Raw genomic sequence first — 13,106 nt, 5'->3', positions numbered from 1 at the left:
CTGCCTCCAGAATACCTCCCTCGGTAATTAAAAATGCCCGGGGAAATAGGAAGGATGTCAGTTCTTCTGAATAGGATTGAGCTTATCCTAATCGTGTTGGCATTTCAGGGCAAAATAAACATCAAGTGGAAGTAATTGAGTATGAACCTGAATGGTTATTATGGGGGATTTCCTAAATGCTCGATGTTGGTAAGCGATCTTACAAGAAAGGAAACTTCGGCAAGCCAAAGGGTGTTAAGTGGTAGGCCTTTGTCCGTTATACTGCGACGACTGTTGATACACAGAGTGCAGTATTAAAAGGTATTAATGGTAAAGGTGTAGAAGCTTCCAGTTATACAGAAAACAGGTGTTAATTACTTCCAGAGGGCTAATATTCGTAGCAGCCTGAATGATGTGGCAGGTCAGCTGGTGAATCATGTGGATATTGAAGGTGTGGCTAACGCTGATGATAAGGGGGGGGGAGAATCCAGAGCCTGTTCTGATTGATATCCTGGTCTTCAGACCCTGAGATTTAATCGGAGCCTTCTGCATCTTTATATGCTAAATATTTTTCTTTTATGTTTTTTCGAAATAAAAAACAAACAAAAATTTGACGAACCCACTTTTTGGTTCTTTACTGAAATAATAAGAGGTAGTTTAATTTCGAATATTTGTATCTTTGCTGTATTTATTAATCGGATGACAGGGATCGTCGTCTTATGGAAACAGCTGAGCAAGTACTCATCATTGAAGACGCAGAGCAGCGTCGTCATGACTTCAGCACTATTTTGCAGTTTATGGGGTATCAAACAGTAGCTATAGGAGCAGTCTACTGGGAAGACGCCGTCAGTGCTTTTCCTCCCGAAACCTTCAGTGCCTTATTCCTTGGTGATTTTCTCCAGGCAGAAAGTTCCCTTCAGGGAATGCTTTCCAGAGTCCAGAGCTGGTGCGGCGGTGTGCCGGTAGTCCGAATTTCGGAAGCATTGCCAAGCAATTTGCCCATTGCACTTGCAAGGCAGATTATTGCCCGAGTGGACTGGCCATGCAGTAAGCCCCAACTTCTATCGAGCCTTCATTATGGCCAGGTCTATCGCGAGCAGTGGCGTCAGGCTCATCAGACTGGCTATAACCAGCAAGTGCAGCTGTTCCGTGGATTGGTTGGCAAGAGTGAACGAATTCGAAAAGTTCGGGCAGCGATGGCTCAGGTTGCCGATCGGGACGTCAATGTTTTGATCACTGGTGAGTCCGGTACGGGTAAAGAAGTGGTTGCTCGCAACCTCCATGAACATTCTTATCGTAGAAGTGCTCCTTTTGTACCTGTTAACTGTGGCGCTATCCCGACTGATTTACTGGAAAGTGAATTATTTGGTCATGAAAAGGGCGCATTTACGGGGGCGGTGACGAGTCGGAAAGGACGGTTTGAGCTTGCCCAGGGAGGTACCCTGTTTCTTGATGAAATAGGCGATATGCCTTTACATATGCAAGTGAAGCTGCTCCGGGTTCTTCAAGAAAGAACATTTGAGCGGGTCGGTGGGACAGAGCAGGTTGAAGTGGATGTCAGAATTATTGCCGCAACCCATAAGAATCTTGAGGGTATGATTGCAGAGGGAAGCTTCAGGGAAGATCTTTATTATCGATTGAATGTATTCCCCATTGAGATGCCTTCTCTTAAAGAGCGCCCTGAAGATATTCCACTCATGATTAATGAGTTGACTCACAATATGGAGAAACAGGGGCGGGGCTCAATTCGGCTCAGCTCTGCGGCAATTTTATCACTCTGTCGGCATGACTGGCCCGGGAATGTGAGGGAAATGGCTAATTTACTTGAACGCTTAGCCATCATGTATCCCTATGGTGTTATTGGGGTTCAGGATTTACCGGATAGCTTCTGTCATTTGGATTTGATCAGTCAGGAGGATGATGGTGTTGCTGATTTATTCCCGGACAGTATTCAGCCAGCGGGAAATGCAACGTCAGAGGATCTTGCTGTTTTACCTGTGGGAGGGCTGAATCTTAAAGAGTATCTTACTCGCCTCGAGAAAAGCTTAATCCAGCAGGCGCTGAGTGACTGCAATAGTGTGGTTGCCAGGGCTGCTGATAAACTGCAAATTCGAAGAACAACATTGGTTGAGAAAATGCGCAAATATGGGCTTCAACGATATGAAGAGACCATAAAAACTTGATATAAAGCTCTGCGAACCTAAAAAAGCTGCAATTACTTGCAGCTTTTTTTTGTGTAAAATTTCGGGTTCGGATTTATTTTAAAATTTCCGGATTATTTAGGGCTTGCTGTTTATTCTCTGGTTTTTATTTTTTATATTTCAGGTTAAAGATCTCATGATTTTTTCGAAATAAAATTTACGGGATGGCTGTTCGATGAAAAAAGGTTGGAGTATTTTTTTTAAGAGAAGGGGGGGGTAAGTGAGCTCATGGTTTTAAATTTATGTTTCTTACGAAGTGATTTTTATGAGTGCGCATCCTGATACTTCCAGGTTTGGCAAAATTCTACGATTTTTATCCTTTGATTCTCTAATGAAGAGTGACAGTTTCGTGTCACTATAAAGTGACACTGTCAAATAATTACCTTTTTCAATAATTCAAAAAAGCGTTCAAGAATTTTCTGGAATGACCGAAAATTAATCTATGTCAAAAAAATAACGAATTACAAATAATCAGAATGTAAAAATAACAATAAAAACAGATGGTTATGATTTTTTTGCTTTTATGGTTTTTTTGGTTTTGATATTTTTGGGCTGTATTGATGTTTTCATTTTTTTTAAAAAAGTTGGCATGTTCATTGATGTATATAGTTTGTCGTTTTTCTATATGCACTTCTTGAGCAATGGGAAAAACAAAGTGAGAACAATGACACAAGTAAAGAAAAGAGTGATTGCGGTTTCGGGATGTAAAGGAGGTGTTGGTAAAACTGTGGTTGCGGTTAATCTTGCTCTGGCTTTAACAAAGCTGAGTCAGCGTGTCGTTTTGATGGATGGTAATCTCTCGGTACCTGATGTTGAGTTCACCCTTGGGTTGGATGAAGAGGTTAAAAGAGATCAGTTGTCGTCTGAATTTGTTTTTTCCGGATTTTCACAAGAAGAGATAAGTAGTCAGCAGAAAGTCCTGTTGGAGGGACCTTCAGGAGTGAGGGTTTATACTCCTGATGCTGACGGGGAGTGGCAGGACAATATTCAGATTATCAAAGCGGTTGAACTGATTCAGGGCATGGATGATCTTGCATCAGATCTGGATACGTTGATTATTGATACTGCTCCGGGGCTAGCCCCGGATAATGTAACGCTCATTCAGGCAGCGACAGAAGTAATGGTTGTTATTAACCAGGAGGATGTTTCTGTAGTTGATGCTGTCCGACAAATTCGACTTTTGTATCAAGTGTTTAATGTACATCAGTTCTACATAGTCGTTAATTTGGTCAGTAGTCGAAGAGGCGGTGCAAAGCAGTTTGAGAAGCTACAGCAATACCTGAAAGACGATAAGCAGATAGTTTTAAGCTATCTGGGAGCAATTCCATATGACAAGGCTGTAAGTGAAGCAGCATTCAAGCAGTCAGCATTATTATCTGTAAATAATGACTGTAGAGCCGCGCGAGCTTTTCACAGAATTGGACATCAGTTATCTAAATTACCGGTACCTGAGCCAAAAGGTCGTATCGAATTCTTTTTGCCTGGTAGGATCAAGGAGAGGATCTAATCATGACAGCGACTGCACAGGAAGTGCAAACAAAGAAACCAACCATGGAAGAAATGGTTGTTAAGCATCGATCATTGGTAAAAAGAATTGCAAATCATCTTGCGGCGAGAATGCCAGCCAGTGTTCAGATTGATGATCTGGTTCAATCTGGCATGATTGGTTTACTGGAAGCTGCGTCAAAGTATGATGCGACCAAGGGAGCAAGTTTTGAAACCTTTGCGGGTATTCGGATTCGGGGTGCAATGCTGGATGAAATTCGAAAAGGCGACTGGGGTCCAAGATCAGTCTATCGAAACAGTCGTCGTATTACAGAAGCTGTTCAGGTGGTTGAAGCAAAGCTGGGGAGAGATGCCCGGGATACTGAGGTGGCAAAAGAGCTTGATGTGAAAATTGATGAATACTATACCATTCTCAGTGACCTCAGAGGTTGTCGTCTTTTCAGTTATGAAGAATTGTTTGATAGTGAAGAGTCTAGAATGCAGGCCCGCTCTGGGGATAGAGGACCATCAGCAGATATTCAGGAAGACAAATTCAAAACAGCGTTGATCGAAGCTATCGATAAGCTGCCCGAAAGAGAAAAGCTCGTGTTGATGCTTTATTACGATGAAGAAATGAATTTGAAAGAAATCGGTAAGATATTGGGTGTTAGTGAATCAAGGGTTAGTCAAATTCATTCGCAGGCTGCATTGCGTTTGAGATCACGGCTTCAAAACTGGCTGAGCTAAGCTCTCAGCCAGCCACTCTTGAATTATTTATTGACGGGTTTTTGTCGGGGGCTGTGAATGGATGGTTTAATTTTTTTATATTGACAGAGTTCAGTTGAATTGGTGCGGTTTTAGAAAAATAGTCCGGTTATATGCTCTATTGGTTTGAAAAATTATTTTTTAGCTTCTTATTATTCCAAGTAGCTGGGTCTTGGCTCCATATACTTTTTGGTTAGAGTTGTTTAATAACGGACCTGCATCATATGAAATGGATTTCTATTCCAGCTGCACTTTTGCTGTCAGCTTTCTCTTTTATTCTTCCGGCTCAAGAAGAAGCACCAGAGCAAATAAATGGTGTAATTACCATTAATACCCACCAAGCTAAGCGACTTCATGATATTGGAGCACTTTTTATAGATGTGCGGCCATACCAGCAGTGGCAGTTCGGGCACGTAGATGGTTCTCACAGTCTTGATCTTAGAGGAGGGTTTCGTCAACTGCTGGTACCGGGAGTGCTGGAGAAAGAAGCACCGATAGTTATTTATGGTAACAGTACTTACCACATGCGTGGAGCTATAGGCAGTTACCTTGCAGCGCTATGGGGCTATGAGCGGGTATTTTTTCTTCGCGATGGATATTTCTCATGGCTGGCTCTGGATTACCCGGTTACATTGAAGTCGGACCCAGTGGATGAATCTTATACCACGCGAGTCATGGATTGATCAGGTAAGCTTTGTCAATCCTGCTTCTCACAGCAAGCCTTAACATGAAAGATACAATCTGATTTCTCAAATTGTTAAGGTTTGATTTTTTCTTGTTTCGTAAAGCTTATAACCACAGATATCCTTGCCCACTTTGCTTTCGATTTTGTTGTGGGGGATTTGGTTATAATTTCAGCTAACTCCATACATATCTCTAAATAGTATTTAGCTCCGCAGTTGCCAAAGATTCCTGATATAATCGCGAGCCGATGCTCCTTAAAAGAGGTCTGGTAAAGACAAGGCTTTGTCTCTTTCATGCTGGATCCCGATATGTGCATCAAATTTATCGTAGATGATAAGAAATTCGGGAGTTCTCTTTGCTGAGTGTGGTTCAGTTGAGTTGTGAGCGAGACGACAGGTTGCTTTTCAGTAACTTGTCCTTTGTGCTCTCCCCTGGAGAGATGATCCAGATTGAAGGGCGAAACGGTGCCGGAAAAACCTCATTACTCCGCATAATTGCTGGTCTGTCATCAAGCTATACCGGTGATGTTTTATGGAACAGCCAGCCGATGCCAAAGGTTTATGCTGACTTCCGCCTGGACTGCTTCTTTCTTGGCCATAAGCCTGGTTTGAAATTGGATTTAACCCCCCTCGAGAATCTTGCCTGGCGATCCCGGCTTGCTAATACAACGGTAAGCCGTGAAGGCTTATTGGCAGCGCTTCATCGTGTTCATCTGGCGGGCTATGAAGATATTCCCTGCAGTCACTTGTCCGCCGGGCAGCTCAGGCGTGTTGCTTTTGCTGGTTTAGTTGCCAGTCAAGCCAGCCTCTGGATCCTTGATGAACCTTTCACTGCAATTGATGCAGAGGGCGTTGCCTGGCTTGAAGGGTTATTTGATGAACATGCCAGTCAAGGAGGAATGGTTTTAGTTACAAGCCATCAGTCTTTAAGCAATTTAAAAGGGAATCTGCGCAAGCTTCGGTTAGAAACTTTTGCAGCAGAGGCGTATATCGAAGAAGCTGTTTTCGAAAAGCAGGGAGCAGACAATGGCCAGTTTTGAAAAAACGTCGATGAATGGCCTTTCTGCTTGTGCCGCTCTGATTCGACGGGATCTTACGCTGACTTTTCGTTCTCCCGGTCAGGCCATCAACCCCATGGCATTCTTTCTGATGGTGGCCACTCTATTTCCTCTTGGCATTGCTCCCGATAGGGAAGTGTTGTCAGAACTGGCGGCTGGAGTTATCTGGATTGGTGCTTTATTAGCCGTATTGCTTTCTCTGGACTCGTTATTCAAAAGTGACCAGGACGATGGGGCTTTGGATCAATTATTAATGTCGCCACATCCGCTTCCCATATTAGTATTAGCAAAAGTGTTCAGCCACTGGTTGACCAGTGGTTTTTGCTTAACACTGATGGCGCCTCTGCTGGCTGTGATGCTGCACCTCCCATCGGAAGCATTTCCTGCTCTTATGATAACCCTTCTACTGGGAACTCCAGTACTGAGTTTGGCGGGTGCCATTGGTGCTGCGTTAACCGTACGAGTTCAGCGAGGAGGTGTATTGCTGACTTTGCTGGCTCTACCGCTTTATATACCGGTACTGATTTTTGCTACCGGGGCAGTGAATGCAGCAGTTCAAAACATGCCATACACAGGCCACATTCTCTGGTTGTCTGTTTTTCTGATACTTGGGATCTGTCTTTCGCCACTGGCTATTGCGGGGGCATTAAGGGTGATTAATGAGTAATGAATTTTCTTCAGGATATGGTAAAGAGGTTGCTCTTTATTCGGGCAATTTCTTGAAAAGTGAAGAGATTTCCAGCATTGTGTCCCTGCAAAATCAGGTCGCATTGGTAGCGGCCTCAGTAAGTAGAACAAGATTATGAACTGGACGTTTTTTCATAAGTTGGGTTCTCCCAAGTGGTTTTATGATATCAGCGGGAAATGGCTACCCTGGCTTCAGGTGTCATCCTTCGCGTTGATATTGGTCTCGCTTGTCTGGGGGCTGGCATTCACACCTCCGGATTACCTTCAGGGTAATAGTTACCGAATTATCTTTATTCATGTGCCTGCCTCATTCCTTGCTCAGGCGGTTTATATGATGATGGCAACCGCTGCAGCAGTGACCCTGATCTGGAAAATCAAGCTGGCTGATATGGCGCTGAAAGTCATGGCACCTATTGGCGCTTCTTTCTGTGTGCTTTCTCTGGCTACCGGAGCAATCTGGGGGCAGCCAACCTGGGGAACCTGGTGGGTATGGGATGCGCGCCTGACTTCCATGCTGATTCTGCTCTTTCTGTATATTGGGATTATTGCCCTGCGTGGTGCCATCCAGACAACAGAAGCTGCCGCTAAAGGCTGTGCCATTTTGAGTTTGGTGGGGGTTGTGAATATCCCGATCATCAAGTTTTCTGTGGATTGGTGGAACACTCTTCACCAGGGCGCCACACTGAAACTGACCGAAAAACCATCCATGGCTCCTGAAATGTTATGGCCCCTGCTACTGGCGATTCTTGGGTTTTATCTGTTTTTTACCCTGGTCATGGTGCTTCGTCTACGTATAGAAATTCTGAGTCGTGAAAGAAAGACCCGCTGGGTAAAAGAGCTGGTGAGTTAATGTCTATGTATTTTGACAGTTGGAGTGGTTTTCTGGCCATGGAGGGGCATGGGCTTTATGTCTGGAGTGCCTACGCCGTTGCTGCGGTAGTGATTGCTTACAATCTGATTTCACCGGTTATGGCAAAACGGCAGGTAGTTGCGCAAGTAAGACGACAGGAACGATTGGTCAAAAGAAAAGTCGTCGTAAATGACTTCAAGGCCACTACAGTCAGTGGTAATGACCTTGAACAACGCTTTGCCAACCCTGAAAGCACACAACAAAAACATCGCGCTGAGCGACAGAAAGAAAGCCCTGAGTCTGTAGAGAGGAGCGCCCAATGAATGCAGTTCGCAAACAGAGATTAATACTCGTATTACTGCTGCTGGCAGGTGTTGGGTTGGCTGTGGCTCTGATGTTGTTTGCGCTTCGCGAGAACATTAATCACTACTTCTCTCCCGCTCAGATGGCTGCTGGTGAAGCTCCGGTTGGTCAGCGGATGCGTGGTGGTGGCCTGGTGGTTCCGGGCTCAGTTGAGCGTGATACCGAAAGCCTGAAGGTGAGCTTTCGCATCAGTGATGGTGCGGGAGAAGTGATTGTCCGTTATGAGGGTATTCTGCCAGATCTGTTTGTTGAAGGTTCTGGCGTCGTTGCTCTGGGGACACTCAGTAGTGACGGCGTTTTTGAAGCGTCGGAAGTGCTGGCCAAGCATGATGAGAACTATATGCCCCCGGAAGTGCAGAAAGCCATTGATGATGCACATCCAAAGTCGGGTTACTCAAAGCCGGCTGCACAAACCACTGCTCAAAGTGAGTTGAGGAGTCTGCAAGATGGAAGCTGAAGCTGGCCTGCTGGCTCTGATTATTGCTCTGTGTCTGAGTCTTTTGCTCAGTATCTTCCCGTTGGTGGGCAGTTACACCGGTAATATCCGTTTGATGAATCAGGCCCGTTCCCTGTCCTGGGGTCTGTTTGCCTTTGTCGGCTTTTCTTTTTTATGCCTGGTCTGGGCATTTATTACTGACGACTTTTCTGTGGATTATGTCGCCAGGCACTCAAACAGTCTGTTGCCTGTACAGTATAAAGTGAGTGCCACCTGGGGTGGTCACGAGGGATCGCTTCTGTTGTGGGTCCTGATTCTAGTCGGCTGGATGGCGATGGTCGCACTTAAAAGCTACCGCCTGCCTCCTGAACTCTCCGCCAGGGTGCTCTCCGTCATGGGGATGATTACCGTTGGCTTTTTACTGTTTACTCTGCTGACGTCAAACCCTTTTAACCGGATCTTGCCTTTTCCTCCGGAAGATGGTGCAGACCTGAACCCACTGCTTCAGGATTTTGGCCTTATCGTTCACCCACCCATGCTTTACATGGGCTATGTTGGTTTTGCCGTTGCCTTTGCCTTTGCCATTGCCGCACTTCTGGGTGGACAGCTTGATACTGCCTGGGCTCGCTGGGCCAGACCATGGACGACAGTGGCCTGGGTTTTTCTGACCCTGGGAATTTCACTGGGTAGCTGGTGGGCTTATTACGAGCTAGGCTGGGGTGGTTGGTGGTTCTGGGATCCAGTGGAAAATGCCTCTCTGATGCCCTGGCTGGTGGGAACGGCACTGATCCACTCTCTGGCAGTGACAGAAAAAAGAGGCCTGTTTAAGAGTTGGACGTTGCTGCTGGCCATCTTTACCTTCTCGTTGAGCCTGCTGGGTACATTCCTGGTTCGCTCTGGTGTGCTCACATCGGTCCACGCTTTCGCCAATGACCCGGAAAGAGGAGTCTTTATCCTCTTTTACCTGATGATTGTCGTCGGTGCATCGTTGACGCTGTTTGCCCTCCGGGCACCTGAGGTACGCAGTCGAATCAGTTTTTCCATAGCATCCAGAGAAACACTGCTGCTGGTCAATAATATTTTGCTGACCGCCAGTGCTGCGACCGTGCTTCTCGGAACTTTATTCCCGCTGCTTCTGGAATCTCTCGATATGGGCATGATTTCAGTTGGGCCTCCTTATTTTAATTTTGTGTTTGTCCCAATGGCCATGTTGCTGGCCTTTGCCCTGGGTTTTGGTGTTTTGCTCAACTGGAAGAACGGCTCCGTTAAATGGTTGATCAGCCAGACCCGATGGATTTTGTTGGTATCCATTATTGGTGGTTTAGGGTTCAGCCTGTTCTACGGTGAAAGCTTCCTGATCAGTGAAGTGCTGGCCATGGCACTGGTGCTGTGGATCCTGCTCACCATGATCCGGGATATTCTGAATAAAACCCGAAACACCCGCGCTAAAAATGGACTGATGGAGGCATTAACGCGACTGAAACCCGCGTATTACGGGATGCATCTGGCGCACCTGGGCTTGGCCGTCACTATTGTTGGTGTCGCAATCACTAGTGGTTACAGCAGTCAGCGTGACTTGCGGATGGCTCCCGGTGACCGGGTAACGCTCGGTGAGTATCAGTTCCGTTTTGATGGTGTCAGGTTACAACCCGGCCCTAACTATACATCCGAATACGGTTCAGTGACTGTATACGAAAATGGTCGTCAAATAGCCGTGCTGCACCCTGAGAAGCGAGTCTATACCGCGCAGCAGATGCCCATGACAGAAGCCTCCATTGACCCAGGGCTAACCCGCGATATCTATGTTGCGCTGGGGGAGCCATTGGGTGATGACGGCAGCTGGGCCCTGAGACTGCATATTAAACCTTTTGTCCGCTGGATCTGGCTGGGCTCCATATTTATGGGACTTGGTGGTGTTGTGGCGATCTCAGACCGGCGATACAGAATGAAAGTTCGTCAGAAAGTGAGCGCATTGAGACCGTCTGGAAATGAGGGAGTAGCCAGCGCATGAAGCGACGTTTGCAACTGTTTTTGCCGCTGGCGATTTTTCTCGGGCTTTGCCTGATGTTTTATGTGGCGTTATTCCGGGATAACCCGGGAGAGCTGCCATCCGCCTTGCTGGATCAGCCTTTACCGACATTTGAACTGGCAACGGTTAAGAATCCTGACAGAACAGTGACCAGAGAGAGCCTGCTGGGTGAAGTCGCCCTGATCAACGTCTGGGCCACCTGGTGCCCTGCCTGTCGTGTAGAGCATCCATACCTTGTGGATCTGGCCAATAAAGGCATCCCCATTTACGGTGTGAACTATAAGGATGATCAGCCTGAAGCCAGAAAGTGGCTGAAGACGCTGCATGATCCTTATCGCTTCAGCATCAACGATAAGAGTGGTTCTCTGGGCATAGACCTGGGCGTTTATGGCGCACCGGAAACCTATTTAATCGATCATCAGGGCGTTATTCGGTATAAGCATGTCGGTATTGTTGATGCTAATGTCTGGAAAAATGACCTTGAGCCCAGGTTCAGGCATCTGAAAGAGAAGGCGCTCAAAGCAACGGCAAATAATCATGAAGAGGAGGCCATATGATGAAGCGCATAACCTCCCGATTGATCATTCTGTTGTCAGCCATTCTGTTTATGGGCACGGCTTATGGTGTTATCGATTCTTATGAGTTTTCTAATCCTGAGCAGGAGCAGCGCTTCTTCGAACTCACCAATGAGCTGCGTTGTCCAAAGTGTCAAAACCAGTCCATAGCTGATTCTAATGCCCCCATTGCCCAGGATCTTCGGCGAGAAGTACACCGCCTGTTAAATGAAGGGGCAGACAACCAGACCGTTGTCGATTTTATGCTCGCCCGCTACGGTGACTTTGTGCTTTACAAACCCCGTCTTTCAGGGGTGAACCTTGTGCTCTGGCTTGGGCCTCTGTTGCTGCTGCTGGCAGGTCTGACAGTGCTTGTTGTTGTCGTTCGCAAGCATAAAGCGGCTGTTGCGGAATCCTCACAGGGTGTTCCTGATGGACAGAGCGTCGAAGAGGAAGCGTTGCTGGATCAAAAGCTGAATAGATTTCTGGCAAACTCTTTGAGCGAGCGTTCATCAGAAGATAAAGAAACGGATGGTAAGGAGTAATGATGGAGTTCTGGTTAGTTGCCGCATTGCTGATTGCCATTGCTGTTCTGGTTTCTGTCTGGCCATTAATTAAACCAGTAGTATCAGCTCCTGATGAGAGTGAATCTGAAGAATCTGCCAACGTTGCCAGTTTTCGTGATCAGACGGCAGATCTCGACTGGCAGCTCCAGCAGGGGCTGGTGTCAGCAGAAGAAGCAGAAAAGCTGAAACTGGAGTTAAAGAAAAAACTGGCGGATGAGTTAGGGGATGAACCGCCAGCCAGCGTATATTCCCTGTTGAAAAAGCCGGGGTTTGCACTGCTCATTGCACTGATTGTGCCTGTGTCCGCTGTACTCCTTTATTTTAAGCTGGGTGCAACCACCGAGATTGCGGTAGTCAACGCCATGAGAAATGGCCACCTCAATAGCGAACAGGTGGAAACCGTTCTTAAAGACTGGGTGGCCAAACGACCTGAGAATAATCAGGCGCTGTTCATGCTGGGCAGCCATTACCTGAGAGCAGGCAAGCTGGATGAAGCGGTTAAAACCTATCGACACCTTGCCAGTATCAGTAATGGGCATCCCCAGGTAACCGCAGAACTGGCTCAGGTATTGTTTTTAAGCAGCAATAATGTGGTGACACCTGAAATCCGGGAGCTTTATGAGCAGACACTGCTGAAGGAGAGTCAAAATACCACGGCACTAGGATTGAAGGGGATTGATGCCTTTTCCAATGGTAACTACCAGGAAGCGATTGCCGCTTGGCAGCTGGCGTTGACCCATGAAGTCGATCCGACAGCGCGGCAGTCGTTAAGTGCGGGCATTAATCAGGCTCGCTCAATGCTGGGTGATACCGTGGTTGCTCTTCGGGTCATGATTGATCTGGACCCAGAGATGGGTGAACTGCCGGATGATGCGCGTGTGGTGGTCTTTGCCCGCCCTGCCGGTGATGCTAAACAGCCCCCCGTGGTTGCTGTTCCGCTGAGTGTTAGAGATCTTCCCCGGGAAGTTTTACTTGATGATAACAGTGCGATGATGATGGGTGGACAGCTGTTGTCATCAATCGAGAGCCTTGATATCACGGCACGGATCAGCCTCACTGGCAATGTGATGTCCCCTGATTATCAGGTGCAGGCTAAAGGGGTGAAAACCTCGGCAACCGAGCCGGTCAGGCTTACCTTTACGCCAGCAGGGTAAACTGTGATTCTTTGAACTAAAGTACTTAAAAGCGGTCTCAAGTTATTAAAAATAATGGAAGTCGCCTTTTTCATTTCGGAAAAGGCGACTTTTCTATTAACTGTGGTAATGTGTAAGATCTGGATTGAAAGAAATATAAATTCTTTCAAATAAACGATTCGCTATGACAAGGAACCGGAGCCCAAAGCAGCATGCTATGAATGGTGGTTTTACCGGAGCATAAAGCCCCATAGCGTGAACTATTGGTCAGTATTCAGGCTCGTATATTGTGTACAGAGCCGGGCCCCGACAGTGAA

The 13,106-nt window shown here is 46.6% G+C and carries 14 protein-coding genes; all 14 read left to right on the top strand.

All coding sequences use genetic code 11. From position 1 onward, the window contains the following. The first annotated feature begins 698 nt into the window (after positions 1 to 698). The 14 genes from GV64_RS18895 (at position 699) to ccmI (ending at position 12,810) form a co-directional block, all read left to right on the top strand. Positions 699 to 2,162 carry a sigma-54 dependent transcriptional regulator gene (locus GV64_RS18895; protein WP_020581346.1) on the top strand — a complete coding sequence of 488 codons (1,464 nt, stop codon included), beginning with the start codon at positions 699 to 701 and terminating at the stop codon, positions 2,160 to 2,162. A 682-nt stretch (positions 2,163 to 2,844) separates the two neighbouring features. Next, positions 2,845 to 3,687 carry a MinD/ParA family ATP-binding protein gene (locus tag GV64_RS18890; protein ID WP_157236923.1) on the top strand — a complete coding sequence of 281 codons (843 nt, stop codon included), beginning with the start codon at positions 2,845 to 2,847 and terminating at the stop codon, positions 3,685 to 3,687. Between the two features lie 2 nt (positions 3,688 to 3,689). Further along, on the top strand, positions 3,690 to 4,412 hold the full coding sequence (locus GV64_RS18885; protein WP_020581344.1) for an RNA polymerase sigma factor FliA: 723 nt from the start codon (positions 3,690 to 3,692) through the stop codon (positions 4,410 to 4,412). Between the two features lie 242 nt (positions 4,413 to 4,654). After that, positions 4,655 to 5,113 carry a rhodanese-like domain-containing protein gene (locus tag GV64_RS18880; RefSeq protein WP_020581343.1) on the top strand — a complete coding sequence of 153 codons (459 nt, stop codon included), beginning with the start codon at positions 4,655 to 4,657 and terminating at the stop codon, positions 5,111 to 5,113. 365 nt (positions 5,114 to 5,478) lie between these two features. After that, entirely contained in the window at positions 5,479 to 6,153 is a 675-nt protein-coding gene (gene ccmA, locus GV64_RS18870; RefSeq protein WP_236633009.1) for a cytochrome c biogenesis heme-transporting ATPase CcmA, read from the top strand. Beyond that, positions 6,140 to 6,838: a heme exporter protein CcmB gene (ccmB, locus tag GV64_RS18865; RefSeq protein ID WP_020581340.1), complete on the top strand. Its 699-nt coding sequence runs from the start codon at positions 6,140 to 6,142 to the stop codon at positions 6,836 to 6,838. The genes ccmA and ccmB overlap by 14 nt, the downstream gene beginning before the upstream one ends. Then, positions 6,831 to 6,977: a hypothetical protein gene (locus tag GV64_RS25980; protein WP_020581339.1), complete on the top strand. Its 147-nt coding sequence runs from the start codon at positions 6,831 to 6,833 to the stop codon at positions 6,975 to 6,977. The genes ccmB and GV64_RS25980 overlap by 8 nt, the downstream gene beginning before the upstream one ends. Further along, a complete protein-coding gene (locus GV64_RS18860) occupies positions 6,974 to 7,708 on the top strand; it encodes a heme ABC transporter permease (protein ID WP_020581338.1) in 735 nt (244 codons plus the stop codon). Before GV64_RS25980 ends, GV64_RS18860 begins: the two co-directional genes overlap by 4 nt. Continuing rightward, positions 7,708 to 8,031: a heme exporter protein CcmD gene (gene ccmD / locus GV64_RS18855; protein WP_020581337.1), complete on the top strand. Its 324-nt coding sequence runs from the start codon at positions 7,708 to 7,710 to the stop codon at positions 8,029 to 8,031. Before GV64_RS18860 ends, ccmD begins: the two co-directional genes overlap by 1 nt. Then, a complete protein-coding gene (ccmE, locus tag GV64_RS18850) occupies positions 8,028 to 8,528 on the top strand; it encodes a cytochrome c maturation protein CcmE (protein ID WP_020581336.1) in 501 nt (166 codons plus the stop codon). Before ccmD ends, ccmE begins: the two co-directional genes overlap by 4 nt. Further along, a complete protein-coding gene (locus GV64_RS18845) occupies positions 8,518 to 10,518 on the top strand; it encodes a heme lyase CcmF/NrfE family subunit (protein ID WP_020581335.1) in 2,001 nt (666 codons plus the stop codon). The genes ccmE and GV64_RS18845 overlap by 11 nt, the downstream gene beginning before the upstream one ends. Further along, complete coding sequence (locus GV64_RS18840) at positions 10,515 to 11,093, top strand: DsbE family thiol:disulfide interchange protein (RefSeq protein WP_020581334.1); 579 nt, start codon at positions 10,515 to 10,517, stop codon at positions 11,091 to 11,093. Before GV64_RS18845 ends, GV64_RS18840 begins: the two co-directional genes overlap by 4 nt. Further along, complete coding sequence (locus tag GV64_RS18835) at positions 11,090 to 11,635, top strand: cytochrome c-type biogenesis protein (protein WP_020581333.1); 546 nt, start codon at positions 11,090 to 11,092, stop codon at positions 11,633 to 11,635. The genes GV64_RS18840 and GV64_RS18835 overlap by 4 nt, the downstream gene beginning before the upstream one ends. 2 nt (positions 11,636 to 11,637) lie before the next feature. Then, complete coding sequence (gene ccmI, locus GV64_RS18830) at positions 11,638 to 12,810, top strand: c-type cytochrome biogenesis protein CcmI (RefSeq protein ID WP_033402724.1); 1,173 nt, start codon at positions 11,638 to 11,640, stop codon at positions 12,808 to 12,810. The last annotated feature ends 296 nt before the right edge of the window (positions 12,811 to 13,106 follow it).

This window comes from Endozoicomonas elysicola, from assembly GCF_000710775.1.
GTDB lineage: Bacteria > Pseudomonadota > Gammaproteobacteria > Pseudomonadales > Endozoicomonadaceae > Endozoicomonas > Endozoicomonas elysicola.
This window is presented reverse-complemented; position numbering and strand designations above follow the sequence as displayed.